The organism is Streptomyces sp. NPDC058671 (assembly GCF_042716475.1).
In the GTDB taxonomy this organism is placed as follows: Bacteria; Actinomycetota; Actinomycetes; order Streptomycetales; family Streptomycetaceae; genus Streptomyces.
Map to the genome: position 1 here is coordinate 121,353 of NZ_JBHXSA010000014.1, position 25,560 is coordinate 146,912.

Annotated in this window: 30 protein-coding genes and 5 tRNA genes; 8 read left to right on the forward strand and 27 right to left on the reverse strand. The window is 71.2% G+C overall.

The annotated features are described in order from the left end of the window. Window positions 1-159: 159 nt before the first annotated feature. Together ACFWV2_RS19165 and ACFWV2_RS19170 are read right to left on the reverse strand one after the other, a co-directional pair. Window positions 160-378 carry a hypothetical protein gene (locus ACFWV2_RS19165; RefSeq protein ID WP_030206333.1) on the reverse strand — a complete coding sequence of 73 codons (219 nt, stop codon included), beginning with the start codon at window positions 376-378 and terminating at the stop codon, window positions 160-162. Between the two features lie 390 nt (window positions 379-768). Then, complete coding sequence (locus ACFWV2_RS19170) at window positions 769-1,050, reverse strand: acylphosphatase (protein WP_384406192.1); 282 nt, start codon at window positions 1,048-1,050, stop codon at window positions 769-771. Window positions 1,051-1,251: 201 nt separating this feature from the next. Between ACFWV2_RS19170 and ACFWV2_RS19175 the strand changes: the two genes are divergently transcribed. Continuing rightward, complete coding sequence (locus ACFWV2_RS19175) at window positions 1,252-2,244, forward strand: CAP domain-containing protein (protein ID WP_384406193.1); 993 nt, start codon at window positions 1,252-1,254, stop codon at window positions 2,242-2,244. A 96-nt stretch (window positions 2,245-2,340) separates the two neighbouring features. Then, window positions 2,341-2,727, forward strand: coding sequence for a winged helix-turn-helix transcriptional regulator (locus ACFWV2_RS19180; RefSeq protein WP_384406194.1), 387 nt, complete (start codon window positions 2,341-2,343; stop codon window positions 2,725-2,727). An 82-nt stretch (window positions 2,728-2,809) separates the two neighbouring features. Here ACFWV2_RS19180 and mutM read toward each other — a convergent pair whose 3' ends face one another. From mutM to ACFWV2_RS19225, 9 genes are all read right to left on the reverse strand, one after another. Beyond that, a complete protein-coding gene (gene mutM / locus ACFWV2_RS19185; RefSeq protein ID WP_384406195.1) occupies window positions 2,810-3,670 on the reverse strand; it encodes a bifunctional DNA-formamidopyrimidine glycosylase/DNA-(apurinic or apyrimidinic site) lyase in 861 nt (286 codons plus the stop codon). A 170-nt stretch (window positions 3,671-3,840) separates the two neighbouring features. Continuing rightward, window positions 3,841-4,653, reverse strand: coding sequence for a ribonuclease III (gene rnc / locus ACFWV2_RS19190; protein WP_384406196.1), 813 nt, complete (start codon window positions 4,651-4,653; stop codon window positions 3,841-3,843). 20 nt (window positions 4,654-4,673) lie between these two features. Next, complete coding sequence (gene rpmF / locus ACFWV2_RS19195) at window positions 4,674-4,847, reverse strand: 50S ribosomal protein L32 (RefSeq protein ID WP_015036448.1); 174 nt, start codon at window positions 4,845-4,847, stop codon at window positions 4,674-4,676. A gap of 2 nt (window positions 4,848-4,849) precedes the next feature. Continuing rightward, window positions 4,850-5,533, reverse strand: a complete 684-nt coding sequence (locus tag ACFWV2_RS19200; protein WP_384406197.1) for a YceD family protein — start codon at window positions 5,531-5,533, stop codon at window positions 4,850-4,852. Window positions 5,534-5,632: 99 nt separating this feature from the next. Beyond that, a complete protein-coding gene (locus ACFWV2_RS19205; protein ID WP_384406198.1) occupies window positions 5,633-6,688 on the reverse strand; it encodes an ATP synthase F0 subunit B in 1,056 nt (351 codons plus the stop codon). Between the two features lie 110 nt (window positions 6,689-6,798). Then, complete coding sequence (gene coaD / locus ACFWV2_RS19210; RefSeq protein WP_360794591.1) at window positions 6,799-7,278, reverse strand: pantetheine-phosphate adenylyltransferase; 480 nt, start codon at window positions 7,276-7,278, stop codon at window positions 6,799-6,801. A gap of 26 nt (window positions 7,279-7,304) precedes the next feature. Continuing rightward, window positions 7,305-7,886, reverse strand: a complete 582-nt coding sequence (gene rsmD, locus ACFWV2_RS19215; protein WP_360794539.1) for a 16S rRNA (guanine(966)-N(2))-methyltransferase RsmD — start codon at window positions 7,884-7,886, stop codon at window positions 7,305-7,307. A 69-nt stretch (window positions 7,887-7,955) separates the two neighbouring features. Next, window positions 7,956-10,148 (reverse strand): ATP-dependent DNA helicase RecG, encoded by a 2,193-nt coding sequence (recG, locus tag ACFWV2_RS19220; RefSeq protein WP_384406199.1) that lies wholly within the window; start codon window positions 10,146-10,148, stop codon window positions 7,956-7,958. Window positions 10,149-10,175: 27 nt separating this feature from the next. Beyond that, window positions 10,176-11,786, reverse strand: a complete 1,611-nt coding sequence (locus ACFWV2_RS19225; RefSeq protein WP_384406200.1) for a DAK2 domain-containing protein — start codon at window positions 11,784-11,786, stop codon at window positions 10,176-10,178. A 236-nt stretch (window positions 11,787-12,022) separates the two neighbouring features. Between ACFWV2_RS19225 and rpmB the strand changes: the two genes are divergently transcribed. Beyond that, window positions 12,023-12,208 carry a 50S ribosomal protein L28 gene (gene rpmB / locus ACFWV2_RS19230; protein WP_003957616.1) on the forward strand — a complete coding sequence of 62 codons (186 nt, stop codon included), beginning with the start codon at window positions 12,023-12,025 and terminating at the stop codon, window positions 12,206-12,208. A 117-nt stretch (window positions 12,209-12,325) separates the two neighbouring features. Here rpmB and thiD read toward each other — a convergent pair whose 3' ends face one another. Next, a complete protein-coding gene (gene thiD, locus ACFWV2_RS19235; protein WP_384406201.1) occupies window positions 12,326-13,126 on the reverse strand; it encodes a bifunctional hydroxymethylpyrimidine kinase/phosphomethylpyrimidine kinase in 801 nt (266 codons plus the stop codon). After that, window positions 13,123-14,085 (reverse strand): thiamine-phosphate kinase, encoded by a 963-nt coding sequence (locus ACFWV2_RS19240; protein ID WP_360794547.1) that lies wholly within the window; start codon window positions 14,083-14,085, stop codon window positions 13,123-13,125. The genes thiD and ACFWV2_RS19240 overlap by 4 nt, the downstream gene beginning before the upstream one ends. 233 nt (window positions 14,086-14,318) lie before the next feature. Between ACFWV2_RS19240 and ACFWV2_RS19245 the strand changes: the two genes are divergently transcribed. Both ACFWV2_RS19245 and ACFWV2_RS19250 read left to right on the forward strand, forming a co-directional pair. After that, window positions 14,319-14,552 (forward strand): Lrp/AsnC family transcriptional regulator, encoded by a 234-nt coding sequence (locus ACFWV2_RS19245; RefSeq protein ID WP_030551081.1) that lies wholly within the window; start codon window positions 14,319-14,321, stop codon window positions 14,550-14,552. Window positions 14,553-14,575: 23 nt separating this feature from the next. After that, entirely contained in the window at window positions 14,576-15,055 is a 480-nt protein-coding gene (locus tag ACFWV2_RS19250; protein WP_384406252.1) for a DUF3515 domain-containing protein, read from the forward strand. A gap of 34 nt (window positions 15,056-15,089) precedes the next feature. On the opposite strand, the gene ACFWV2_RS19255 is transcribed toward ACFWV2_RS19250, so the two are convergent. From ACFWV2_RS19255 to ACFWV2_RS19265, 3 genes are all read right to left on the reverse strand, one after another. After that, window positions 15,090-16,244: a D-alanine--D-alanine ligase family protein gene (locus ACFWV2_RS19255; RefSeq protein WP_384406202.1), complete on the reverse strand. Its 1,155-nt coding sequence runs from the start codon at window positions 16,242-16,244 to the stop codon at window positions 15,090-15,092. Window positions 16,245-16,329: 85 nt separating this feature from the next. Next, window positions 16,330-17,331, reverse strand: coding sequence for an NAD(P)H-dependent glycerol-3-phosphate dehydrogenase (locus tag ACFWV2_RS19260; protein WP_384406203.1), 1,002 nt, complete (start codon window positions 17,329-17,331; stop codon window positions 16,330-16,332). Beyond that, complete coding sequence (locus ACFWV2_RS19265) at window positions 17,328-18,080, reverse strand: lysophospholipid acyltransferase family protein (protein ID WP_384406204.1); 753 nt, start codon at window positions 18,078-18,080, stop codon at window positions 17,328-17,330. Before ACFWV2_RS19265 ends, ACFWV2_RS19260 begins: the two co-directional genes overlap by 4 nt. Before the next feature lie 155 nt (window positions 18,081-18,235). Between ACFWV2_RS19265 and cofC the strand changes: the two genes are divergently transcribed. Both cofC and ACFWV2_RS19275 read left to right on the forward strand, forming a co-directional pair. Next, window positions 18,236-18,883: a 2-phospho-L-lactate guanylyltransferase gene (gene cofC / locus ACFWV2_RS19270; RefSeq protein WP_384406205.1), complete on the forward strand. Its 648-nt coding sequence runs from the start codon at window positions 18,236-18,238 to the stop codon at window positions 18,881-18,883. Between the two features lie 10 nt (window positions 18,884-18,893). Continuing rightward, on the forward strand, window positions 18,894-19,103 hold the full coding sequence (locus tag ACFWV2_RS19275) for a hypothetical protein (protein WP_360794559.1): 210 nt from the start codon (window positions 18,894-18,896) through the stop codon (window positions 19,101-19,103). Window positions 19,104-19,185: 82 nt separating this feature from the next. Here the strand turns inward: ACFWV2_RS19275 and ACFWV2_RS19280 are convergent, their stop codons facing one another. From ACFWV2_RS19280 to leuC, 4 genes are all read right to left on the reverse strand, one after another. Beyond that, window positions 19,186-19,899 (reverse strand): HU family DNA-binding protein, encoded by a 714-nt coding sequence (locus tag ACFWV2_RS19280; protein WP_384406206.1) that lies wholly within the window; start codon window positions 19,897-19,899, stop codon window positions 19,186-19,188. A 143-nt stretch (window positions 19,900-20,042) separates the two neighbouring features. Then, a complete protein-coding gene (locus ACFWV2_RS19285; RefSeq protein ID WP_384406207.1) occupies window positions 20,043-20,270 on the reverse strand; it encodes a hypothetical protein in 228 nt (75 codons plus the stop codon). Between the two features lie 104 nt (window positions 20,271-20,374). Then, the gene (leuD, locus tag ACFWV2_RS19290; protein WP_384406208.1) at window positions 20,375-20,968 is read right to left on the reverse strand and encodes a 3-isopropylmalate dehydratase small subunit; all 594 of its coding nucleotides are present in this window, start codon (window positions 20,966-20,968) and stop codon (window positions 20,375-20,377) included. A gap of 6 nt (window positions 20,969-20,974) precedes the next feature. Next, on the reverse strand, window positions 20,975-22,399 hold the full coding sequence (leuC, locus tag ACFWV2_RS19295; protein ID WP_360794567.1) for a 3-isopropylmalate dehydratase large subunit: 1,425 nt from the start codon (window positions 22,397-22,399) through the stop codon (window positions 20,975-20,977). A gap of 140 nt (window positions 22,400-22,539) precedes the next feature. Here leuC and ndgR point away from each other — a divergent pair, with 140 nt between their 5' ends. Continuing rightward, window positions 22,540-23,256 carry an IclR family transcriptional regulator NdgR gene (gene ndgR, locus ACFWV2_RS19300; RefSeq protein ID WP_015036427.1) on the forward strand — a complete coding sequence of 239 codons (717 nt, stop codon included), beginning with the start codon at window positions 22,540-22,542 and terminating at the stop codon, window positions 23,254-23,256. 129 nt (window positions 23,257-23,385) lie between these two features. Here ndgR and ACFWV2_RS19305 read toward each other — a convergent pair. The 7 genes from ACFWV2_RS19305 to ACFWV2_RS19335 form a co-directional block, all read right to left on the reverse strand. Then, window positions 23,386-23,458 (reverse strand) — tRNA-Glu (locus ACFWV2_RS19305). 39 nt (window positions 23,459-23,497) lie between these two features. Beyond that, window positions 23,498-23,569: transfer RNA gene (locus ACFWV2_RS19310), tRNA-Gln, on the reverse strand. Window positions 23,570-23,583: 14 nt separating this feature from the next. Next, window positions 23,584-23,656 (reverse strand) — tRNA-Glu (locus ACFWV2_RS19315). Window positions 23,657-23,740: 84 nt separating this feature from the next. Beyond that, a tRNA-Glu gene (locus ACFWV2_RS19320) sits at window positions 23,741-23,813 on the reverse strand. A 41-nt stretch (window positions 23,814-23,854) separates the two neighbouring features. Further along, window positions 23,855-23,926, reverse strand: a tRNA-Gln gene (locus tag ACFWV2_RS19325). 91 nt (window positions 23,927-24,017) lie between these two features. Further along, window positions 24,018-24,740 carry an HAD family hydrolase gene (locus ACFWV2_RS19330; protein WP_384406209.1) on the reverse strand — a complete coding sequence of 241 codons (723 nt, stop codon included), beginning with the start codon at window positions 24,738-24,740 and terminating at the stop codon, window positions 24,018-24,020. Between the two features lie 25 nt (window positions 24,741-24,765). Continuing rightward, a complete protein-coding gene (locus ACFWV2_RS19335) occupies window positions 24,766-25,401 on the reverse strand; it encodes a DUF4241 domain-containing protein (protein ID WP_384406210.1) in 636 nt (211 codons plus the stop codon). Window positions 25,402-25,560: the final 159 nt, after the last annotated feature.

Genomic DNA, 25,560 nt, shown 5'->3' on the forward strand with positions numbered 1-25,560 from the left:
GATCCTCGGTGGAGAGGGGTGGGACGTGGGGGGAACGACGGGTGAAAGAATGAAGGGACGCCGAAGCGCCCCTTGCAGATCCAGCTGTGCCGGGCTGGGTTGTCCCAGTCCGCCGTGCCGGCGTGAGTGTTTCCCACCTGGCCCCTCGGGGCTGGGTTGTCAGGTGAGCGCAGGCTCCGCCTGGGGTACGTCGAGGTCGATGCTGTTCAGCAGCGACTCTCCCTGGTGATGAGCGGCGGCCGCAGCGAGCGAGTCGTTCTCGGACTGGATCCGTACCAGCTCGGATTCGAGGTCCTGGACGCGCTGCTGAAGCCGTCGCATCTCGGCGAGGAGTCGCGGGTCGGAGCCGCCGACGTAACCGAGAAGCGCCTTTGCCATGATGGATGGTCCTCCACAATGAGTGACCGACCGAATGCGGTTGGGTCGTGAGGGATTCGCACCCGCGGTGATCGGCAGTACTACTTGTGGTGCCGGTTCCACTGCCGAACAGCTAAGGTGCGCGGGGCTTCCAGAGTCTCACCAAAAAGTTTGACGGTCAACACGATCACGCCCCGTTCGCAGGGGCGGCCGAGGAGACCGGGGCCGCTCAGGGGGCGGCGGGGCCTCGCAGACTCGGTGCCTCAGGGCGTCGCGATCATCCTTACCGGGAACCCTTCCACGACAGGCGCTTCTTGGCAACCACCAGGCGCTTTCCTCGTCCGACGCCCGTTACCGCGCGTCCGCCCAGGGCCCCTGTCGGTCACCGGGCGGAGTCGCCGCGCAGATCCCTCAGCGGATGGCGAAGCCGTCGTAGCCGCCGCGCGGCGTGGCCCAGATCTCAGTGACACCGTCCACGCGCCCGGGTGTGTCGTCGGAGTGCAGCCAGGCGAGGAGACGGTGGCAATTCTCACGCGCCCCCTCGGCCACCACCTGCACACGGCCGTCGTCGAGGTTCAGGGCGAAGCCCACCAGGCCGCCGATCTCCAAAGCGTTTGCCCTGGTGAACCAGCGGAAGCCCACTCCCTGTACCCGGCCGCGCACCCAGGCGGTCATCCGTACGTCGTCGTTCATGGCTGCACGCTAGCGGGCGGATCGCCGGAGAAGCACGTCGCCTCGGTCGCCCATGGACTACAGTCCCGACCGAACACGCCTCACCCGTTCGGACGCGCGCTGTTCGACTGCCGGTCCGAAACGGTACCGACAGCAAAGATCAGCAAAGATCCACCAGCGCAAGCAGGACCGGAACAGGACCAGCAGAGGAAGGCAGAGCAGATGGGACGCCACCGTCGCGCCGGAGCCGCGCCCGCCGCAGAAGAGTACGCGGCCGGCACGGATCGCCCGCACCGGGGTGCCCGCCGCAAGCGGCGCGGGCCCGTGCGCACCGGTCTGCTCGGCGCCTCCGCCGCCGTCGCCATGGGCGCGGTCGCCGTCGCCACCGGCCTGCTCCCCGGCGGGGACACGTTCACGGTCGGCAGCGCCGGCACGACCGAGCGGCCGAGCCAGTCGCGGCAGGCCCCGGAGCTGACCACGCAGGGCGGAGCCACCCAGACCCCGGCGGGCGAGTCGTCGACGGGCAGCGGCACGGGCCCGCGTACGGGAACGAGCGCGGGTACGGCCAGTGGCAGGGCGGCCACGCCGTCGGCCACCCCGCCCACGAAGCCGACCCCCGAAGCGACGCCGAAGGTCACACCGAAGCCGACCCCGACGAAGGCGACCCGCACGAAGCCGGTGACCCCGAAGGTCACCAAGGCCCCCAAGCCCGCGCGGACCGCGCCCGCGACGCCGAGGGTCACCACCGCGCCCTCCACGAAGGCGCCCGCGCCGAAGCCGGTCCCGACGACCGAGGCCCCGGTCGAGAAGACCTCGGCCCCGTCCACCGCCGACCGGGCCGATGCCGCCGAGGCCGAGGTGCTCCGCCTGGTCAATGCCGAACGCGCCAAGGTGGGCTGTTCCGCCATGAGCGCGAGTGCCCAGCTGGCGGCACTGGCGGGGTCGTACAGCTCCGACATGGCCGCCCGCGGCTTCTTCGACCACACCGACCCCGACGGCGCCACGCCGTGGGCGCGCGCGCAGAAGGCGGGCGTCTCGGGTCTGGGCGGCGAGAACATAGCCCGCGGCCAGGCGGACGCGGCCGCCGTGATGGAGTCCTGGATGAACAGCGACGGTCACCGCGCCAACATCCTGAACTGCGACTTCACGACCCTGGGCGTCGGCGTCCACTTCGGCGACGGCGGCCCCTGGTGGACCCAGAACTTCGGCTACTGAGCCCGTACGACCCCGGCCACCCCCACTCGTCGATAGCGCTTACTGGTCGACAGCGCATCCTGGAAGTAAGCACTGTGGGCGAGTACGGTGGAAGGCATGACCGACGACCTCGCCTATGACGTGTTCGCGCGGGCCTGTCCGTCGCGCGGGACGCTCGAGCACGTGACGGGCCGCTGGGGCAGCCTGACCCTCGGAGCGCTGCACGACGGGACGTTCCGCTTCAACGAGCTGCGGCGGCGGATTGACGGCGTGAGCGAGAAGATGCTGTCGCAGACCCTGCACGCCCTGGAGCGCGACGGCCTCGTCCATCGTGAGGCCCAGCCCACCAACCCGCCCCGGGTCGACTACCGGCTCACCCCGCTCGGCCGTGAGGTCGCGGAACGCCTGATCGGCCTGATCGAGCTGGTGGAGGGGCGGATGCCTCAGGTCGAGGCGGCCCGGGAGAGGTACGACGCGGAGCGCGCCGCTCCGGTCACCGCCTGAGCCCCGGCCCGAGCCTGACGCTGGGCATGAGGCTGAGCCGGACCCCGAGCGCTGACCCGAGCCTCGACACCGCCCCCCGCCGTTACGGCGTCACGCGTGGCGCCCGCTGGCAGCGCGGGCAGAAGTAGCTGGACCGGTTCATCCACGGCCGGCGCCGCATCGGCGTACCGCAGCGTCGGCAGGGCTCGTCCTCGCGCCCGTAGGCGTCGAGGGAGCGGTCGAAGTAGCCGGACTCGCCGTTGACGTTCACGTACAGGCTGTCGAAGCTGGTGCCGCCGACCGCGAGCGCCTCGTTCATCACGTCCCTGACGTGCCCGAGGAGCTCGGCCGAACGCGGTCGCGTCAGCGTCCCGGCCGGCCGGTCGTAGTGCAGCCGGGACCGCCAGAGCGCCTCGTCCGCGTAGATGTTCCCGACGCCGCTGATCAGGGACTGGTCGAGGAGCGCACGCTTGACGGTCGTACGGCGCAGGCGCAGCGCGCTGTGGAAGACGGCGTCGTCGAACTCGGGGTCCAACGGGTCGCGGGCGATGTGCCCGATGACGTCCGGCAGCCCGTCGGGGGTCTGGTCGTGGACGGAGAGCCCGCCGAAGGTGCGCTGGTCGACGAAGCGGAGTTCGGTGCCTGCGGCGTCGTCGAAGCGGATCCGGATCCGGAGGTGCTTCTCGTCGAGGGCCTTCTCCGGCTGGACGAGCAGCTGCCCGCTCATACCGAGGTGTCCGAGAACGGACGTGACCGTGCCGGCCAGCGGCAGCCAGAGGTACTTGCCGCGTCGCCGCGCCACCTCGAACCGCTGCCCCTCCAGCCGGGCCGCGAAGTCGGCGCCGCCCGCGAGGTGTCGCCGTACGGCCCTCGGGTGGAGCACCTCGACCTCGGTCACGGTCCGTCCGGCGATCCAGCGTTCGAGACCGCGCCGTACGACCTCGACCTCGGGCAGCTCGGGCACGGGACTCCTCCGGACGGACGTCTTCGACAGCGCCTCAACCCTACCGGCCGCCCATCACCAAACGTAGGGGCCCTCCGGACATGCGGGCCCTACGGACGTACGGGCCCTCCGGACATGCGAGAACCCCGCCCGGGGGCGGGGTTCTCGGGAAGCGGTCGGGGTGCGGGCCGTCAGGCCGGCGCCCCGTGGACGGTGGGAGAGGGGTCGGCGACCTCTCCCGTGCCCGCCTCGGCCGCGGCCTTCGCCACCGCCGCGCGTTCGTCCGCTGCGGCGCGAATCTCGCGCCACGCGGACTCCGCCGCCTGCTGTTCCGCTTCCTTCTTGCTGCGGCCGGTGCCGGTGCCGTACGAGACACCACCGACGCGGGCGGCAGCAGTGAAGGTCTTCTCGTGGTCGGGGCCCTCTTCGGAGACGAGGTACTCCGGCACGCCCAGACCCTCGGCCGCGGTGAGCTCCTGGAGACTGGTCTTCCAGTCCAGGCCCGCACCGAGGTTCGAGGACTTCTCGATCAGCGGGTCGAAGAGCCGGTGCACCAGCTCGGACGCCGCGTCGAGGCCCTGGTCGAGATAGACCGCGCCGATCACCGCTTCAAGGGTGTCGGCGAGGATGGACGCCTTGTCCCGGCCGCCCGTGCCCTCTTCGCCCCGGCCGAGCCGGACGAAGGAGCCGAGTTCGAGTTCGCGCCCCACGTCCGCCAGCGCACGCGAGTTGACCACCGCGGCCCGCAGTTTGGCCAGCTGGCCTTCCGGCAGGTCGGGGTGGGTCCGGTACAGCGTGTCCGTGACCACCAGGCCGAGCACGGAGTCCCCGAGGAACTCCAGCCGCTCGTTGGTGGGCAGACCGCCGTTCTCGTACGCGTACGAACGGTGGGTCAGCGCACGCACCAGAAGGGCGGACTCGAGCTTGTAGCCGAGCCGCCCTTCCAGAAGCGTGTGGGACGAGGCATGGTCCGTCTTGTCGTCCGTCTTGCGGGACTCAGACATTGCGCCTCTCACCAGCCCAATCAGACCGAGAGGACCTGGCGCTTGTTGTAGGTGCCGCAGCTCGGGCACGCGATGTGCTGGAGCTTCGGCTCCTGGCAACGCTCACACGAAACCAGGGTGGGGACCGCAGCCTTCCACTGCGACCGGCGGTGGCGCGTGTTGCTGCGCGACATCTTCCGCTTCGGAACAGCCACGGCTACTTCTCCTGCTTCTCGGCGGCGCTTCGGACGTCCCCGTCAGAGGCCTTGCCGCTCATGTTGTCCTTCTCATCGGTTCCCAGCGAACCGGCGAGTCCCTGCAGTGCCGCCCACCGAATGTCGGCGACGTCGTGGTGGTGGTCCGGGTTCTCGTTCAGGTTGGTTCCGCACTGGGAACACAGGCCTGCACAGTCCTCCCGGCACACCGGCTGCATCGGCAGTGCGAGCACCACCGCATCACGCAGCACGGGTTCGAGGTCGAACATGCCGTCCTCGAGGGGGATCATGTCCTCGTCTTCCTCGGCTTCGTCGTCCGCGGCCGCCCTGGAGCGGCTCCGGTCGTCGGAGTCGGGGTACGAGAACATCTCCTGGAAGTCCACGTCGAGCTCCAGCTCGACGGGCTCCAGACACCTTACGCACTCCCCCTCGGCCGATGCACGGGCGGTGCCTGTGACGAGCACCCCTTCCATGACCGACTCAAGACGGAGATCGATGTCCACCGGAGCGCCCTCGGGCACTCCGATCACTCCTTCGACGCCCAGGTCCCTGGGGGCCTCGACCGAGCGGGAGAGCTTCTGGAGGGCACCAGGACGCCGCCCCAGCTCGTGTGTGTCGAACACGAGGGGGTTGCGGTGGTCGAGGCGCGTGCTCAGGGCTCTTCCTGCTTTCGGATCGTTTCGCATCGTGAGGAGGCTGCCGGAACGTGGGCAGCGGGGATCGCGGAGATACGCGCGACCGAAGAGCCAGGATACTGGACGCTTCGCCCAGGACCCAATCCGGGCCTAGTGCCCCTGTTCGTACCGGCGCAGCTGCTCCAGGTCGATCATGCCGGTGTCGAAGAAACTGGTCTCGTCGAGCGCGGCGGTCTGCGGCTGGACGGGCTGTTGCTGCGGCGGGACGGGCTGCTGCTGGTACGCGTAGGGGTCCTGCTGCTGGTAGCCGTACGGATCGGCCTGCTGCGGCTGCTGGTACGCGTAGGGGTCCTGCTGCTGGACCTGCTGGTAGGCGGCGTACGGGTCGGGCTGCTGCTGGACCTGCTGGTACGCCGCGTACGGGTCGGCCTGGGGCTGCTGGGGCTGCTGCTGGACCGGGATCTGGACCGGCTCGGGGTCGGAGAGCTCCGCGAGCCCGGCCAGGTAGTCGGCGTCGCTGGTGTGCACGGTGCCGCCGAGGCCGTCCTGGGCGGCCATGTGCTCGCCCAGGGCGTCGGAGGCGATCCGGCCGTGCAGCTTCTGCCGGCCCCGCCCCACGGCCTCCAGGGTCTTGCTCAGCACGGCCTCGAAGGCGCCGAGCTTGGCGTCGACGTACTCGTCGGCCCGGTGGATCAGGGTGCCCGGGTCGGAGCTGTACTCCGGGGCGTCCGGGTCGGCGTACCCGTCCTGGTCGAGTCCGGGACCGCGGCCGAGGAGCTTCTCGCGGCCCCGGTCGACGGAGCCGATCGTCTTGTTGAGGACGACCTCGAAGTTGGCGAGCTTGGAGTCGACGTAGTCGTCGGCCTCCGCGCGGACCTCCTCGGCCTCCCGGCGGGCCTCGGCGAGGATGCGGTCGGCCTCCTCCTGCGACTGCCGGGCGACCTGGGTGTCGGAGACGATCGAGCCCCGCTCGGCGTGGGCGGCCTCGATGATCCGCTCCGCCTCGTGGCGGGCCTGCTCGACCAGCTGCTCGCGGCCGCCGATCAGCTCCTGCGCCTGGGCGAGGGAGCCGGGCAGGGCCTCCCGTACCTCTTCGAGCAGGGCGAGCAGCTCGGCCCGGTTGACCACGCAGGATGCCGACATGGGCATGGAGCGGGCGCCCTGCACGGTCGCGACGATCTCGTCGAGCTTCTTCTGTACGTCCACCGGGTGCTCGCCACTCTCTACAGCTGGATGGAGACGGACGGGACGACTGTAAGGGCAGTCGGCGCCCGTCCGACACCTGATGACGGAGCGTCAGCGGGGGTGGCCACGCGTCACTTCCGCGCCAGCCGCTCGGCCAGCCGGGGAAGGACGGTCGGGGGCACGAGGTGCGAGACGTCGCCGCCCCAGGCGGCGACCTCCTTGACCAGCGAGGAGGAGAGGAAGCTGTACGTCGGGTTGGTGGGGACGAACAGGGTCTCCACGCCCGTGAGGCCGTTGTTCATCTGGGCCATCTGCAGTTCGTAGTCGAAGTCGCTGACCGCGCGCAGCCCCTTGACGATGGCGGGGATGTCACGCTGCTTGCAGAAGTCGACGAGCAGCCCGTGGAACGACTCCACCTGGACGTTGCCGAGGTCGGCGGTCACCTCGCGGATCAGCTCGATCCGCTCGTCGACCGTGAAGAGGCCCTTCTTCGACTGGTTGATCATCACCGCGACGTGTACGACGTCGTACAGCTTGGAGGCGCGGGCGATGATGTCGAGGTGTCCGTTGGTGATGGGGTCGAATGACCCCGGACAGACGGCGCGGCGCAACGTGGGTCCCTCGCTCTCCGGTCCGGTCATCGTGCGTCTTCGCACGTAGAGGCGGCGCGACCGTACCAAAACGTTCCCTCGCCGTAACGACGGGCCCGCAATGGTGCGAAACCGGCCGGCCAGCCGAATTCCCCGCCTCTGGTGCTGCGCTCCACGGTGACGAGAGCGTCGTCCGTGAGCCAGCCCCCTGAGCGGAGTGTGAGGAGTATCTCGCGAAGATCGTCGTCCCCGACGGCGTACGGTGGATCGAGGAAGACCAGGTCGTACGGGTCGGCCGGCGCCGGTCCCGTCACGATCTGCTCCGCTTTGCCGGTACGGAGTTCGGCGCCGGGCAGGCCGATCGACCGGACGTTGTCCCGGATCGTCTTCGCGGCGCGCGGGTCCGCCTCGACGAGCAGGGCGTGGGCGGCGCCGCGGGAGAGCGCTTCGAGGCCTACGGCCCCGGAGCCCGCGTACAGGTCGGCGACGCGCGCCCCGGCGAGGCCGTGGAACGCCTCCCAGGTGGAGAAGAGGCCCTCGCGCGCGCGGTCGGATGTGGGGCGGGTGCCGTTGCCGGGCGGCACGGCCAGGCGGCGCCCGCCGGCGGTGCCGGCGATCACGCGGGTCATCGGTGTCCTCGTCCTGCGGTCGTCCAGTGCGTACGTCTCAGGATATGACCGGCGTCCCCGCCGTGTCGGTCAGCCCTTCTCCAGGTACTCCTCCCGGTCCTTGTCGAGCAGCGCGTCGAGCGCGGTGCGCAGTCCGGGGTGGGCGGTGAGGTCGGGGTCGGCGAGGACGACGGCGGTGGCCTCCTCGCGGGCGGCGGTGATGACCTCCTCGTCGTCGATGACGGTGAGTACCCGCAGGGAGGAGCGGACGCCGGACTGGGCCTGGCCGAGGACGTCGCCCTCCCGCCGCTGTTCGAGGTCGATGCGGGAGAGTTCGAAGCCGTCGAGGGTGGCGGCGACGGCGGCGAGGCGCTGGCGGGCGGGGGTCGCCTCCGGCATCTCGCTGACGAGGAGGCAGAGGCCGGGGGCGGAGCCCCGGCCGACGCGGCCGCGGAGCTGGTGGAGCTGGGAGACGCCGAAGCGGTCGGCATCCATGATCACCATGGCGGTGGCGTTGGGGACGTTGACGCCGACCTCGATGACGGTGGTGGCGACGAGGACGTCGAGCTCGCCCGCGGCGAAGCGGCGCATCACGTCGTCCTTGTCGTCGGGGTGCATCCTGCCGTGCAGGACGGCGATCCGGAGCCCGGTGAGGGGACCCGTGCGGAGCTTCTCGGCGACGTCCAGGACGGCGAGGGGAGGGCGCTTCTCGGCCTGGTCCTCGGCGGACGCCCCGGACTTCTTCTTCTGGTCCTCCTCGTCACCGATGCGCGGGCAGACCACGTACGCCTGGTGTCCCTTCTCGACCTCCTCGCGGACCCGCTCCCACGCGCGCGCGAGGAAGTGCGGTTTGTCGGCGGCGGGGACGACATGGCTGGCGATCGGGGAGCGGCCGGCGGGCAGCTGGTCGAGCACGGAGGTCTCCAGGTCGCCGAAGACCGTCATGGCGACCGTGCGCGGGATGGGCGTGGCGGTCATCACGAGGAGGTGCGGGGGCTGCCTGCCCTTGCCTCGGAGGGCGTCGCGCTGCTCGACGCCGAAGCGGTGCTGCTCGTCGACCACGACCAGGCCCAGGTCGTGGAACTGGACCTTGTCCTCGATCAGGGCGTGCGTGCCGATGACGAGGCCGGCCTCCCCGGTGACCAGGTCGAGAAGGGCCTGCCGGCGGGCGGCGGCGCCCATGGAGCCGGTGAGCAGCACGACCTTGGTGGCCCGCTCGGCGCCGCCGAGCATCCCCCCTTCGGCGAGTTCGCCCATCATCTCGGTGATGGAGCGGTGGTGCTGCTGGGCGAGGACCTCGGTGGGGGCGAGCATGGCGGCCTGTCCCCCGGAGTCGACGACGGCGAGCATGGCGCGCAGGGCGACCATGGTCTTGCCGCTGCCGACCTCGCCCTGGAGGAGGCGGTGCATGGGGTGGTCGGTGGCGAGATCGTCGAAGATCTCCTTGGAGACCTTCTGCTGGCCGTCGGTGAGGGTGAAGGGGAGCTTGGCGTCGAAGGCGTCGAGGATGCCGTCGGGGGCGGGGCGCCGGGCGACGGCGGGGAGTTGGGTGTCGGCGTGCCTACGGCGGGCGAGGGCGACCTGGAGGACGAAGGCCTCGTCCCACTTGAGCCGCTCGCGCGCGGTGGCGACGTCGGCCTTGGTGCGGGGCCGGTGGATCAGCCGCAGGGCTTCGGGGAGTTCGGCCAGGCCGCGTCCTTCGCGGAGGGCGTCGGGGAGCGGGTCGACGGCGTCGACGACGCTGGGCAGGACGGCGTCGACGGCCTTGGCGAGCTTCCAGGACTCCAGTTTGGTGGTGGCCGGGTAGATCGGGATGAGGGCACCGGCCCAGGTGTCCACCGCCTCCTCGCTGTCGCCGCGGAGGAGTTCGTACGACGGGTGGGCGAGCTGGAGGCGCCGGTTGAAGAGCGAGACCTTGCCGGCGAACATCGCCCGGGTGCCCGGCAGCAGGTCCTTGTGCGGCTTGTGCACGCCCTTGCCGAAGAAGACCAGCTGGAGGCGGCCGCTGCCGTCGGTGATGGTCACTTCGAGGCGCTGACCGCGTCCCTTGGAGCCGTTGAAGGTGAGCACGCGGGCGTCGGCGACCTGGGCGACCACGGTGACGTGCTCGTCGAGCGGCAGGTCGGAGAGGGTGGTCAGTTCCCCCCGCTCGGCGTACCGGCGGGGGTAGTGGTGGAGCAGGTCACCGACCGTGTGCAGGTCGAGGGCCTCGGCCATGACCTTGGCGGTGGCGGGGCCGAGGGACTTCTTGAGTGGTTCGTCGAGCGCGGGCACGCGTTCCATTGCACACCACGGGACCGACAGTCGGGGTCATTCGACGCCGATGAGCAGCGGTGGGGCCCCCGCGCCCGCGTGGTACGTGGTGGTGTCGACGGCCAGGTAGCCGCGCCTGACGTGCCGTTCCAGGTCGGGGGCGAGTCCGGGCGGGGCGTCGTCGGCGACGACGAGGGTGACGAGTTCGCCGCCGGCGGACAGCATCCGGTCGAGGACCGTGCGGGCCGTCTCGGTGAGGTCCTGGCCGATGACGGCGACGTCGCCCTCGATGAGGCCGAGGACGTCGCCCGCCTGGCAGACGCCGGCGGAGGTGAAGGACTGGTGCTCGGCGACGGCGAGTTCGGCGTAGCGGGTGGCGCCGGCGGCGGCCGTCATGGCGACGACGTCCTCGTCGAAGCGCCGGTCGGGTTCGTGGACGGCGAGGGCGGCGATGCCCTGGACGGCGGCCCGGGTCGGGATGAGGGCGACGCGGATGCCTTCGGCCCTCGCGCGTTCGGCGGCGGCGACGGCCGTCCGGCGCAGGTCGCTGTCGTTGGGCAGGAGGACGACCTCGCGGGCGTGGGCCCGTCGGATCGCGTCGAGGAGTTCGTCGCCCGCGGGCGGTTCGCCGGGCTTGGTCCGTACGGTGGTCGCGCCGGCCTCGGCGCAGAGCCCGGCGAGTCCCTCGCCGGGGACGACGGCGACGACGGCGCGTTGGGCGCGCTCGCCGCGGCCGTCGGTGGCGGCCGTGTCGGCCGCGAAGTGGGTGATCCGGATGCGGTGCGGCCGGCCGGCCTCGACGCCGGCCTCGACGGCGGCGCCCGCGTCGTCGACGTGCACATGGACGTTCCACAGTCCGTCGCCGCCGACGACGACGAGGGACTCCCCCAGGGCGTCGAGCCGGCCGCGCAGCAGTTCCACGGCGGCTTCCCCGGCCTCCAGGAGGTAGATGACCTCGTAGGCGGGCCCGCCCTCGGTGGGGCACTCCTCGCGGGGGGCGTACGGGACGGCGGCGGTGTCCGGCGGGGGCGGGGCCTGGCCGGTGACGGTCTCCAGGAGGGCGCCGAGGACGGTGACCAGGCCCCGGCCGCCCGCGTCGACGACTCCGGCGCGTTCGAGGACGGCGAGCTGCCCCGAGGTGGCGGCGAGGGCGGTCCTGGCACCGTCGTGGGCCTTCCCGGCCACCTCCACGAGTCCCCCGCCGGCCGCGCAGGCCACGGCCGCGGCCGTGGCCACCGTGAGGATGGTGCCCTCCACGGGGTGGGCGACGGCTCGTCGGGCCGCGCTCGCGGCCTCGGCGAGGGCGCGGGCGAGGTGATCACCGTCACAGCCCTCGGCGAGCACCCCGGCCATGCCGCGCAGGAGCTGGGAGAGGATGGTCCCGGAGTTGCCACGGGCTCCGAGGAGGGCGCCGTGCGCCATGGCCCGTACGGTCTCGGCGGTGTCGGGCGCGGAGGCGGCGAAGACGGCCTCGACGGCCTGGTGGGCGGCTTCCGCCGTCAGGTACAGATTGGTGCCGGTGTCCCCGTCGGCCACGGGGTAGACGTTGATCGCGTCGATCTCCTCGCGTTCCCGGCCGAGCGCGACCAGGGTCCGCGCGCACCAGGACCTGACCGCTTCCGCGTCGAGCTCGACGAGTTCCTCGAACGGCTGAAGGGCTCGCGACAACGGGGTCCTCCTTGGGCGGTGAGCTCACCGCAGGGTAGACCCGGCGTGTCCCGCCCGTGACCAGGGCCCGGGAGGGGGGCCGAGCGGATCGTGGTAGTTTCGTTCCACCGAGGCAGGCGTTGTATGCTGCTTCGGTTGCCCGGTTCACACCGGGCCGTCCCCCGGCAAGCCACTTCAGACTCCTGATTCCGGTGCGCCGGAATTCACTGTAAATCCTGAAGCTTTTGGAGTGACCCGTGGCTGCCAACTGCGACGTCTGCGGCAAGGGGCCGGGCTTCGGCAACAACATTTCGCACTCGCACCGCCGTACGTCCCGTCGCTGGAACCCGAACATCCAGCGCGTGCGTGCCGTGGTCGGTCGGACGCCGAAGCGGCTCAACGTCTGCACCTCGTGCATCAAGGCCGGCAAGGTCTCGCGCTAATCGCGACGTTCTGTCGTAGCGCAGCCCCTGCGGTTGCCTTGAAAGGCCGGTTCACCTAGGTGAACCGGCCTTTTGCCGTGCCCGGACCCGGAGCGGCCCCCGGCGGCCCCGGGGCCGTCAGGTCCTGAACCGCCAGCCGTGGTCGACCGGGCCGATGCCCGCGCCCAGGGCGAACCCGGCTCCGATGGCCCCGGTCACGTACGTCTTGGCCTGCCGTACGGCCTCCGGTACCGCGAGTCCCCCGGCGAGCCCGGCCGCGATCGCCGAGGCGAGCGTGCAGCCCGTCCCGTGGGTGTGCCGGTTGTCGTGGCGCGGGGCGCGCAGCCAGTGCTCCTCGGCGCCGTCCGTGAGCAGGTCGACGGCCTCGGCGCCGGTGGGCAGGTGCCCGCCCTTGATCAGGGCCCAGCGCGGCCCGTACGACAGGATCGCCTCGGCCGCCGTCCGCATGTCGCTCTCGTGGACGACGTGGACGCCTGTGAGCTGCGCCACCTCGTCCAGGTTGGGCGTGGCGACGGTCGCCCGGGGCAGCAGCCTCTCCCTTACGGAGCCGAGCGCGCTCTCGGCGAGCAGCGGGTCCCCGTGCTTGGAGACGCCGACCGGGTCGACGACCACCGGGGCGTCGGTGTCGGCGAGCAGGTCGGCGACGGTCTCCACGAGCGCCGCCGTGGCGAGCATGCCGGTCTTCACGGCCTGGACGCCGATGTCGTCGACGACGGCCCGGTACTGGGCGCGGACGGCCTCCACCGGCAGCTCCCAGACGCCCTGGACACCGCGCGAGTTCTGGGCGGTGACGGCGGTGAGCACGCTCATGCCGTGGACGCCGAGCGCGAGCATCGTCTTCAGGTCGGCCTGGACGCCGGCGCCGCCGCCGGAGTCGGATCCGGCGACGGTGAGCACCAGCGGGGGCCGGGAGGTCACTCGGTCTCCCCGAAGTGGTCCCAGCCGCCCACGGTGTGCCAGGGGGCGCCGTCCACGGTGACCTGCGGCAGCGCCGAGGGGTGGAGGACCTCCCCGATGACCTTCCAGCGGGCGGGGAGCTTCACGTCCGGCGGGAAGGTGGCCACGATGGCGTGGTCCTCTCCCCCGGTGAGCACCCACTGCATGGGGTCGACGCCGACGGCCTGGCCGATGTCGTTCATCTGGGTGGGGATGTCGATGAGCCCGGAGCGCAGGTCGATGCGGACCTTGCTGGCCTCCGCGATGTGGCCGAGGTCGGCGATGAGGCCGTCGCTGACGTCGCACATGGCGGTGGCGCCGAGTCCGGCGGCGGCGGGACCCGCGTGGTACGGCGGTTCGGGCCTGCGGTGGGCCTCGACGAAGGCGCGCGGGGAGCGGAAGCCGCGGGAGAGGACCGCGTACCCGGCGGCGGACCAGCCGAGCCAGCCGGTGTAGGCGACGACGTCGCCGGGCTGGGCGCCGCCCCGGGTGACCGGGTCGTGGTTGCGGAGGTCGCCGAGGGCGGTGATGGAGACCATGATCGTGTCGCCGCGGACGACGTCGCCGCCGACGACCGCTGCGCCCGCGACCTGACATTCGTCGCGGAGGCCGTCCATGAGTTCGGTGGCCCAGGTGACGGGGAGTTCGGCGGGGACGACGAGGCCGAGGAGGAGCGCGGTCGGGACCGCGCCCATGGCGGCGATGTCGGCGAGGTTCTGCGCCGCGGCCTTGCGGCCGACGTCGTACGCCGTCGACCAGTCGCGCCGGAAGTGACGTCCTTCGAGGAGGATGTCCGTGCTGGCCACCACGCGCCGGTCGGGGGCGGAGACGACCGCGGCGTCGTCACCGGGCCCGACCCGTACCGCCGGGGTGGAGGTGAGCCGGGACGTGAGCTCTCTGATGAGCCCGAACTCGCCCAGCTCTCCGACTGTGCCCTTCACCGCGCCTCACCTCGTGTCTTCGTGCCGGCCGGCGGGCGGGTGCGCGTCGTCGCGCGCCGCGGGTCGCGGGCCGTCACCGTGCTGGGTACCGTCAAGTAGACCGTCAACTTCTGTCCTGCGTACGCCACCCCGGCAGCACCCCGGGACGCGCGGGTCTCCCCGTGGCCCGCGGCGACGCGGTACCGTGGCGTCCCTTTCTCCCACAAGATCCTCGTGGTCGCCCTGGAGGTTCCGTGGTTCAGGCGTACATCCTCATCCAGACCGAGGTGGGCAAGGCGTCGATCGTCGCCGACACCATCTCCAAGATCCCGGGGGTGCTCCAGGCCGAGGACGTGACCGGCCCGTACGACGTGATCGTGCGCGCGCAGGCGGACACGGTCGACGACCTCGGCCGCATGGTGGTCGCCAAGGTCCAGCAAGTGGACGGCATCACGCGCACCCTCACCTGCCCGGTCGTTCATCTGTAGCCCCCGTCTACGCTTGGCCGGTGATGTCTTCGCACCGGCCCCTCGGCCTGCCCGCCGCCGTGGCGGCCGCCGTCCTCCTGCTGGCCGCCGCCGGCTGTTCCTCGACGGACGCCGCGGCGTCCGTCGAGGTTCCCACTCCCCCGGCGGCGGAGGCCGCCTTCTGCCAGGCCTTGGCGAAGGAGCTTCCCGACACCGTGGCGGGGTGGGAACGCAGTGACCCGGAGCCCGGCTCCGAGCTGACCGCCGGATGGGGTGACGGTGCGATCGTACTGCGCTGCGGAGTGCCCCGGCCCGGAAAGATGAGCGATCCGAAGACCCAGGGCATCGAGGCGGACGGGGTGAACTGGATGGTGGAACGCCCGCAGGGCAGCGGGCCCCGTCTCACCTCCACGTACCGCAAGGCGTACATCGAGGTGACGCTCGACGAGCGGTACGCGCACGATGTGACGCCCCTCGCCGATCTCGCCGCCTCCGTGCGGAAGACCGTGCCGCCGAGCCTCTGAGAGGCGGGGCACGGTCTTCCCGGGTCGGCTCCGGTCAGCGCAGGCCCGTGGAGCGGTTCAGCGCGGCCTGGATGAGCCGGTCGACGAGCTCGGAGTAGCCGACGCCGCTCTCCTGCCACATCCGCGGGTACATGGAGATGGGCGTGAAGCCCGGCATGGTGTTGATCTCGTTGATGACGAAGTCGCCGTCCTCGGTGAGGAAGAAGTCGGCGCGGACCAGGCCCTCGCAGGAGACGGCCTCGTAGGCGGCGACGGCGAGGCGCTGCACCTCGGCGGTGGCCTCGTCTCCGATCGGGGCGGGCACGATGCCGGAGGCCGAGTCGATGTACTTGGCCTCGAAGTCGTAGAAGTCGTGGTCGGTGACCGGCGGGATCTCGGCCGGCACGCTGGCGCGGGGGCCGTCCTCGAACTCCAGGACGCCGCACTCGATCTCACGGCCGCGCAGCAGCGACTCGACCAGGATCTTGGGGTCGTGGCGGCGTGCCTCCTCGATGGCCTCGTCCAGGCCGGAGAGGTCGTCGACCTTGGTGATGCCCATCGACGAACCGCCGCGGGCCGGCTTCACGAAGAGCGGCCAGCCGTGGTCGGCGGCGAACTCGACGATCTTCTTGCGGGCGGCGACGCCTCCGTCCCCACCGGGGGTCCGCCCCCACTCGCCCGGCCGGATGACGACGTACGGGCCGACCGGAAGACCGAAGGATTCGAAGACCCGCTTCATGTACTCCTTGTCCTGGCCGACGGCGGAGGCGAGGACGCCCGCGCCGACGTAGGGGACGCCGGAGAGCTCCAGGAGGCCCTGGAGGGTGCCGTCCTCGCCGTACGGGCCGTGGAGCATCGGGAAGACCACGTCGACCTCACCCAGGGCCTTGGGCACGGCGCCGGGCTCGGTGAGGACGACCTCGCGGTTGGCGGGGTCGACGGAGAGGACGACGCCGCCCTCCGCGGACTCGGCCAGGTCGGCGACGTTCGGGAGGGCGCGGTCGGTGATGGCCATGCGCTCGGGGGCGTCGGCGGTGAGCGCCCAGCGCCCGTCCGTCGTGATGCCGATGGGCAGCACGTCGTACTTGTCCCGGTCGATGGCGCTCAGGACGGCGCCCGCCGTGACGACGGAGATGGCGTGCTCGGAGCTGCGTCCGCCGAAGACGACGGCCACGCGCGGCTTGCGGGGGCTCTGGGTGTTCTCGCTCATATCGCGATGAGCGTACCTTGCGCGTCCCGAACGGCCGTGCGCCCCGCTGCCGCCGCGCGCGTACGGCCCAGCGCCGAGGGGCCGCTCAGTGGCGCTCGGGCTTCGCGCTGCGCGACATCAGCTCCTTGAGGGCGACGATCGGCGGCTTGCCCTCGTGGACGATCGAGACGACCGTCTCGGTGATGGGCATGTCGACACCGTGGCGGCGGCCCAGATCCAGCACCGACTCGCAGGACTTGACGCCCTCGGCGGTCTGCTTGGTGGCCGCGATGGTCTCCTGGAGGGTCATCCCGCGGCCGAGGTTGGTGCCGAAGGTGTTGTTCCTGGAGAGCGGTGAGGTGCAGGTGGCGACGAGGTCGCCGAGGCCGGCGAGGCCGGAGAAGGTGAGCGGGTCGGCGCCCATGGCGAGGCCGAGCCGGGTGGTCTCGGCGAGGCCTCGGGTGATGAGCGTGGCCTTGGAGTTGTCGCCGAGGCCCATGCCGTTGGCGATGCCGACGGCGAGCCCGATGACGTTCTTGACCGCGCCGCCGAGCTCGCAGCCCACCACGTCGGTGTTGGTGTACGGGCGGAAGTACGGGGTCAGGCAGGCCGTCTGGATCCGCTGGGCGACCGTCTCGTCGACGCAGGCGACGACGGCGGCGGCGGGCTGCCGGGCGGCGATCTCCTTGGCCAGGTTGGGGCCGGTGAGGACGGCCACGCGCTCGGCGGGCACGTCGGCGACCTCGGTGATGACCTCGCTCATCCGCTTGGCGGTGCCGAGTTCGACGCCCTTCATGAGGGAGACGAGCACGGTGTCGGGCGCCAGCATCGGAGCCCAGGCGGCGAGGTTGCCGCGGAGGGTCTGCGAGGGCACGACGAGGACGGTGAAGTCCGCGTCGTGGGCGGCCTCCGCCGGGTCGGCGGTGGCCGTGACCGCGGCGGGGAGTTCGACCCCCGGCAGGTAGTCGGGGTTGGTCCGGGTGGCGTTGATCTCCTTGGCGAGTTCGGCGCGGCGGCCCCAGAGGCTCACCTCGCACCCCGCGTCGGCGAGCACCATCGCGAAGGCGGTGCCCCAGGATCCGTTGCCGAAGACCGCTGCCCTGGTCACTTCGTGCCCCCCTCTGCCGCCTTGCGCCGCTGCTGGAGACGGGCCTTGCGGTGGTCGTACGGTTCGGCGGGCGCCTGCTCGCCGCGGATCTGCTCCAGGAGGACGGTGATGGCGGCCATGATGGCCTCGGTCGCCTCGCGGAGCACCTCGGGCGTCGGCTCGAGGCCGTGGAAGCGGGAGAGGTCGACGGGCGGACCGGCCTGCACGATCAGCGTCTTGCGGGGGAACAGCCTGAGCTTCTTCTCCTTGGCGTACGGCGGCATCGCCAGGTTGGCGCCCCACTGGGCCACCGGGATGACGGGGACCTTGGTGAGCAGCGCGACGCGCGCGGCACCGGTCTTGCCCGCCATGGGCCACATGTCGGGGTCCCGGGTCAGGGTGCCCTCGGGGTAGAAGGCGACGCACTCGCCGCGCTCGATGGCGTCGACGGCGGCGCGGAACGCGTCGAGCGCGTTCGTCGTCTCGCGGTAGACGGGGATCTGGCCGGTGCCGCGCAGCATCATGCCGACGAAGGGGGCCTTGAAGAGGGCCGCCTTGGCGAGGAGCCGCGGGACGCGGCCGGTGTTGTACTGGTAGTGCGCGTACGACAGGGGGTCCAGGTAGGAGTTGTGGTTGACCGCGGTGATGAATCCGCCGTCAGCCGGAATGTGCTCCATACCGCGCCAGTCCCGCCTGAACAGAACCACCAGGGGGGGTTTGGCGATGACCGCCGCGAGGCGGTACCAGAAGCCGATTCTGCGGCGGGGCACTCGGACACCTTTCTCCGGGACTGGCTGGCAGAGGGTCAAGTGTCGCCCCGTGCTCCTGGTCTGTCGAGTGACACCGTACGCCCCGGGCCCTCCGGCAGAACGCGTGGGCGGGACAGAATGGCCCCCCGACGAACCCGAGGCACCAGAGGCACCCGATGCGTACGGACATGGATGACGACTGGTCCCTGGTCGTTCCCCTGAAGCCCCTCGCCCTGGCGAAGAGCCGACTGGCCGCCGCCGCCGGCGCCCGGCTGCGCCCCCGGCTCGCGCTGGCGTTCGCCGAGGACACCGTGGGGGCGGTGCTGAACTGCGCGCGGGTACGGGATGTGGTGGTCGTCACCGACGACCCCACGGCCGCCTCGGTCCTGGCCGCCCTGGGGGCGCGCATCGTGCCGGACGCCCCGGCGGCGGGGCTCAACGCGGCGCTCGCGCACGGGGTCCGCGCCGTGCGGGCCGGCCGGCCGTACGCGCGCGTGGCGGCGCTCAACGCGGATCTGCCGGCGCTGCGGCCCGAGGAGCTGGGCCGGGTCCTCGACACGGCCCGGAAATTTCCGCGAGCATTTCTCGCGGATGCCGCCGAAATAGGTACGACATTCCTCTCGGCGGCTCCGGGGGTGGAATTGGAACCGGCATTCGGGGGCGCGTCGAGGCTCCGGCATTTGTCTTCGGGGGCGGTGGAAATCATGCTCGCCGGGGTGGATTCCGTACGCCGGGACGTCGACACCGGCGAGGATCTCGTGGCTGCGGAGGCGCTGGGGCTCGGCCCGCGGACGGCCGCCCGGTGGCTGTCGGCGGCCGGATAGGGTGCGGTCCATGCAGGCGACCGCGTTCACGTACGACCCCGAGACCCGCAGCGGCAGTGTGCTGCTCGACGACGGCACCCCCGTGGAGTTCGGGGCGGAGGCCTTCGAGGCGGGCGGGCTGCGGCTGCTGCGGCCGGGGCAGCGGGTGCGGATCGAGGTGGAGCCCGGCACGTCCGGGGCCGGCGCGCGGATCACCCTGGTGACGCTCCAGACCTTCTAGCGGCCCTTCGTCACGGGTCCGGACGCGCCGCGGGCCGGGCTCCCTGGGGGGAGCCCGGCCCGGCGGGTGCCGTCCGCTGGTCCTACTTCTTGGCGGCGGTCTTCTTGGCGGTCGTCTTGCGCGCCGTCGTCTTCTTGGCGGGCGCCTTCGTCGCCGTGGCCTTCTTCGCGGCCGGGGCGGTCTTCTTGGCCGTGGCCTTGGTCGCCTTCTTGGCGGCGGCGGCCGTGGTGGCCTTCTTGGCGGCCCCGTTCGCGGTCTTCTTCGCGGGGGTCGTGGTCGTCTTCTTGGCGGTGCTCGCCTTCTTGGCGGCCGACGTGGTGGTGGTCTTCTTCGCGGGGGTCGCCTTGGTGGCGGTCGCCGTGGTGGTCTTCCGCGCCGGGGTCGCCTTCTTCGCGGCGGCCTTCTTGGCGGTGGTGGCCTTCTTCGCGGCGGCCTTCTTCACCGTCGCGGAGGCGGCACCACCGGTGAGGGAGCCCTTGGGCGCCTTCTTGACGGAGACCTCGCCTCCCTTGGGGAGCTTCTTCGAGCCGCTGACCAGGTCCTTGAAGCCCTGACCGGCACGGAAGCGGGGAACCGAGGTCTTCTTGACCCGCACCCGCTCACCCGTCTGCGGGTTGCGGGCGTAGCGGGCCGGGCGGTCGACCTTCTCGAACGAGCCGAAACCCGTCACAGAGACCCGGTCGCCACCGACCACGGCACGCACGATGGCGTCGAGCACGTGGTCGACGGCTTCGGCGGCCTGCTGGCGACCGCCCATCTTGTCGGCAATCGCTTCTACGAGCTGCGCCTTGTTCACGTCTTCCCCTTCGGAGACATTGCCAGAACGAAAGTGTTCAAGCTTTTTCGCACGTTAGGCATGTATATACCGCAAATCAAACACGAAACGGTCTAATCACCCTAGTGCCGCAACGCGGAAGATCCGCTGCGGAGTTCTCGGTGTCAGTCGTCCTCTGGGAATCGGCCCTCGTCGAGGTCCTTCATCAACCGGTCCAGACGCGCTGCCGCGTCCTTGAGATCGTGCTTCGCCGCGGCCGTCACGACCAGCAGCTTCCGGGACAGCGCCATCCTTACGCCCTCCGGGACTTGCAGTGAGCGCACTCTTGTGTGCGCTTCCTTCAATCGGGCGGCGACTGACTCGTAGAGGTCGAGTTGGCTGTCGCGTTCCATGCACCGATTGTGCCATCTAGGGCGAGTTGTCGCCCGACGGGGTCTCAACAAGCGACTGCGCCCCCCACCGGGCGGTGGGGGGCGCAGTCGTGGAAAAGCGCTGCTCAGGCCGTAATTGTACGGGGCTTGTGGGCCGGTCGGGCCCTCTCGTACGCCGCGATGTCGCCTTCGTTCTGAAGGGTGAGGCTGATGTCGTCGAGGCCGTTCAGGAGCCGCCAGCGGGCGTTCTCGTCGAGCTCGAAGTCGGCGTCGATCCCGGCGGCCAGGACCTTGCGCCGCTCCAGGTCGACGGTGACCTCGGCGGTCGGGTCCGCCTCGGTCAGCTCCCAGAGCCTGTCCACCGTCTCCTGCGGCAGGACGACGGTGAGCAGGCCGTTCTTCAGCGAGTTGCCGCGGAAGATGTCGGCGAAGCGGGCGGAGACGACCGCCTGGAAACCGTAGTTCTGGAGCGCCCAGACGGCGTGCTCACGGGAGGATCCGGTACCGAAGTCGGGGCCGGCGACCAGGACCGAGGCGCCCTGCCGCTCGGGGCGGTTGAGGACGAACTCCGGGTCCTTGCGCCAGGCCTCGAAGAGGCCGTCCTCGAAGCCGTCGCGGGTGACCTTCTTCAGCCAGTGCGCCGGGATGATCTGGTCGGTGTCGACGTTGCTGCGGCGCAGCGGGACGGCCCGGCCGGTGTGCGTGGTGAAAGCTTCCATGGTTCCTCAGACCCCCGCGGTGGTGGCGACGTCGGACAGATCGGCCGGGGAGGCCAGATGGCCCAGGACGGCGGTGGCGGCGGCGACCTGGGGCGAGACCAGGTGAGTCCGGCCGCCCTTGCCCTGCCGACCCTCGAAGTTGCGGTTGGAGGTGGACGCGGAGCGCTCACCCGGCGCCAGTTGGTCGGGGTTCATGCCCAGACACATCGAGCATCCCGCGTGCCGCCATTCGGCCCCGGCCTCCTTGAAGACCTTGTCCAGGCCCTCCTCGACGGCCTGCAGGGCGACCCGGACCGAGCCGGGGACCACCAGCATGCGGACCCCGTCGGCGACCTTGCGGCCGTCCAGCAGACCGGCCGCGTTGCGCAGGTCCTCGATGCGGCCGTTGGTGCAGGAGCCTACGAAGACGGTGTCGACCTTGATGTCGCGCAGCGGCTGCCCGGCGGTCAACCCCATGTACTCCAGGGCCTTTTCGGCGGCGAGGCGCTCCGAAGCGTCTTCGTACGAAGCGGGGTCGGGGACGCTCGCCGAAAGCGGCGCGCCCTGGGCCGGGTTGGTGCCCCAGGTGACGAACGGGGCCAGCGCGGAGGCGTCGATGACGACCTCGGCGTCGAAGACCGCGTCCTCGTCGGACTTCAGGGTGCTCCAGTACGCGACGGCGGCGTCCCAGTCCTCGCCCTCGGGGGCGTGGTCACGGCCCTTGAGGTAGGCGAAGGTGGTCTCGTCGGGGGCGATCATGCCCGCGCGGGCGCCGGCCTCGATCGACATGTTGCAGATGGTCATCCGGGCCTCCATCGAGAGCTTCTCGATGGCGGAGCCGCGGTACTCCAGGATGTAGCCCTGACCGCCGCCGGTGCCGATCTTGGCGATGATCGCCAGGATCAGGTCCTTGGCGGTGACGTCCTCGGGCAGCTCGCCGTCGATCGTGATGGCCATGGTCTTCGGGCGGGCCAGCGGCAGCGTCTGGGTGGCGAGCACGTGCTCGACCTGGCTGGTGCCGATGCCGAACGCGAGAGCGCCGAAGGCGCCGTGCGTGGAGGTGTGCGAGTCGCCGCAGACCACGGTGGTGCCGGGCTGGGTCAGGCCCAGCTGCGGCCCCACGACGTGGACGACGCCCTGCTCGACGTCGCCCAGCGGGTGCAGCCGGACGCCGAACTCGGCACAGTTCTTACGCAGGGTCTCCAGCTGCGCGCGGGAGACGGGGTCCGCGATGGGCTTGTCGATGTCGAGGGTCGGGGTGTTGTGGTCCTCGGTGGCGATGGTGAGGTCGAGGCGCCGTACCGGCCGGCCGTTCTGGCGCAGGCCGTCGAAGGCCTGGGGGCTGGTCACCTCGTGCAGCAGGTGCAGATCGATGAAGAGGAGGTCGGGCTCGCCCTCGGCGCGCCGGACGACGTGGTCGTCCCAGACCTTCTCCGCCAGTGTCCTACCCATCGCTTTCCCTCCGGCCGACGTCTACGCCGGCACAACTAGAGACCCGTTTCGCGGGCCGTTGTGCGGCCGCCTCACCAGAGTGACAAGTTCCGCAGGAAATTGAACTTGCGTTTCACAGAGTGAGACGTGAATATCGTTGCATGGACAACTCTAGCGGCGTAGGCGTTCTCGACAAGGCAGCCCTTGTCCTGAGCGCCCTGGAGTCCGGTCCGGCCACCCTCGCAGGACTGGTCGCGGCGACGGGACTCGCACGACCCACGGCACATCGTCTCGCCGTGGCACTGGAACACCACCGGATGGTGGCGCGTGACATGCAGGGCCGGTTCATCCTCGGACCGCGCCTGGCGGAGCTCGCCGCCGCGGCCGGCGAGGACCGCCTGCTCGCGACCGCGGGCCCGGTTCTGACGCATCTGCGCGACGTCACCGGCGAGAGCGCCCAGCTCTACCGGCGTCAGGGTGACATGCGCATCTGCGTGGCGGCCGCCGAGCGGCTCTCGGGTCTGCGGGACACCGTCCCGGTCGGCTCGACGCTGACGATGAAGGCCGGCTCGTCCGCGCAGATCCTGATGGCCTGGGAGGAGCCCGAGCGGCTGCACCGCGGCCTCCAGGGCGCCCGCTTCACGGCGACGGCCCTCTCGGGCGTGCGGCGCCGCGGCTGGGCCCAGTCGATCGGCGAGCGGGAGCCCGGTGTCGCGTCCGTCTCCGCGCCCGTGCGCGGCCCGTCGAACCGCGTGGTGGCCGCCGTGTCGGTGTCCGGTCCCATCGAGCGTCTGACGCGCCACCCGGGGCGCATGCACGCCCAGGCGGTCATCGACGCGGCCGCCCGCCTCTCCGAGGCCCTCCGCCGCACCGGCTGACGCTCCTTCTCCCTCTGTTCCGTTCGTCCCGGCCCACCGCTTCAACGCCGCAGCGGTGGGCCGGAGTTGTGCGTTCCCGCGCCGAACAGCGAAAAGCCCTCCCCCGAAGGGAAGGGCTTCTTCGTCTTGTACCCCCGACCGGATTCGAACCGGCGCTACCGCCTTGAGAGGGCGGCGTGCTAGGCCGCTACACAACGGGGGCCCTGCGGATCAGATCCGCGATGCAGATGAGCTCTGCGAGCTGGCCTACCTGGACTCGAACCAAGAATGACGGTACCAGAAACCGTAGTGTTGCCAATTACACCATAGGCCATGGTGGTTACACCGTACCCCCGACCGGATTCGAACCGGCGCTACCGCCTTGAGAGGGCGGCGTGCTAGGCCGCTACACAACGGGGGCCCTAGCGATCCCACCCGGCCGGAACCGGGTGATGTCACCACAGATCCACCGGGAGCTACCCAGGTGATCTACAGGATGGATCTGTACCCCCGACCGGATTCGAACCGGCGCTACCGCCTTGAGAGGGCGGCGTGCTAGGCCGCTACACAACGGGGGCTTTGTGGATGTGATCCACGATGTGCAGATGAGCTCTGCGAGCTGGCCTACCTGGACTCGAACCAAGACTAACGGAACCAGAAACCGTCGTGCTGCCAATTACACCATAGGCCACCGGGGCAAAGTCCCCACCAGGGGATCTTGCTCGGCTTGCGCTTTCCGGGTTCTTGCCTTTCGGCTTGTTCCCCTCGGCGCAGGAAGAACATTACCCGAAGGTGGACTGCGCTCCAAAACGGGTATCCCCGCGGAGCAGGCCCGGGAGCTGGCGGAGGTCGGTGATCCGGTTCAGCTCGGGTCGGCCGCCGGTGCCCGCGCGGTCCAGCCAGATGCCCCGCAGCCCCGCCTCCACCGCACCGCGCGCGTCGATGTCGGGCTGGTCCCCCACGTACGCCACCTCGCCAGGACGCAGGTCAAGGGCGGTGCAGGCGGCGTGGAAGGCCTCCGGGGACGGCTTGGCCACGCCCAGTTCGGCCGCGCACAGGACGGCCTCGAAACGGTCGCGTACGCCCAGGACCCGGAGCTTGCGGTCCTGGTTGTGGAGGCTGCTGTTCGACAGGATGCCGTGACGGTAGTCATCGGCAAGGAGGTCGAGGACGGGCACGGCGTCGGGGAAGAGCTCCCAGGCCGCCTCGTAGTGGGAGACGTACCGCTCGAACCAGTCGTCGGCCTCGGCGGCGGTGAGCGCGGGCGCCGTCAGGAAGTCCCGGACCCGCTCCCTGCGCTGCTCCTGGAAGTCGACACCGCCGGCTTCGAAGCGGCGCCAGTGGATCGCGGTCAGCTCCCGCCAGCGGTGGAGGGCCTGGTCGACGGAGTCGAATCCGTCCGCCAGGCCCTCGGCCGTCAGGTGCGCGCTCATGCCGATGTGGTCGGCGCGGGCGTAGTCGAAGATCGTGTCGTCGACGTCCCAGAGGATCGCGCGGATGGTCATGGCTCGACCGTACCGCCGGGGCGGGTCAGGCGGGGGCGAAGCGGAAGACGCGGAAGTCGGTGACGAAGCAGGCGGCCTCGCCGTCGGCGTCACGCCCGATCCAGGTCGGATAGGAGCCGTCGCCCCAGCCGGAGTCGAAGACGGCGACGGTGTGGCCGTCCTCACCCTCGGCGAGGAAGGCCGTCGGCCCGGGCGGGCTGCTGTCCATCGTCTCCCAGACGACGCCCTCCTCGTCCTGGGTGCCGGGGAAGGAGTGGTGGGCGGCCGCGTCGTAGAAGCAGCCCACGCCGGCGTCCACGCCGTAGCCGGCGAGGTCGGCGGGGTCCTGGCCGGGGACCGCGGCGGGCTCCCAGCGGACCACCGGGGTGTCCCGGATGATCAGACGTGCGGCGGCGATCACGCGGTGCGGAAAGGGGTGCTCGACGTCGACCACGGCGGTCTGGACCGGATAGCGGCCGGGCGGGACCGTGACGGTGAAGGGGTCGGGCCTCGCGTCGTCGTCCCCGAGGTGGACGATGGGGTCGCAGGCCACGAGCCGTCCGGTGGGCAGGCCGAGCTCACCCAGCTCCGTCACGGTGGCGACGGCGTTCCGTCCGTCCTGGGGCGGGCCGGCGCCTTCCGGCGTGAACCAGCGGGTGCAGTCAGGTGGGGTCGAGGGCATGGCTCGACCGTAGTGGCCGGGTACGACGGGAGGGGCGGGGGGCGGGGGCCACCGGCCCCGCCCCACCCCGACGGGTGGGGGTTCGGGGGGTTCCAAGCCAGGGCCCCCGAGGTTCGGGTGCGGGTGGTAAACCTGGCCCGGGTAGAACGGGGGTGGAAT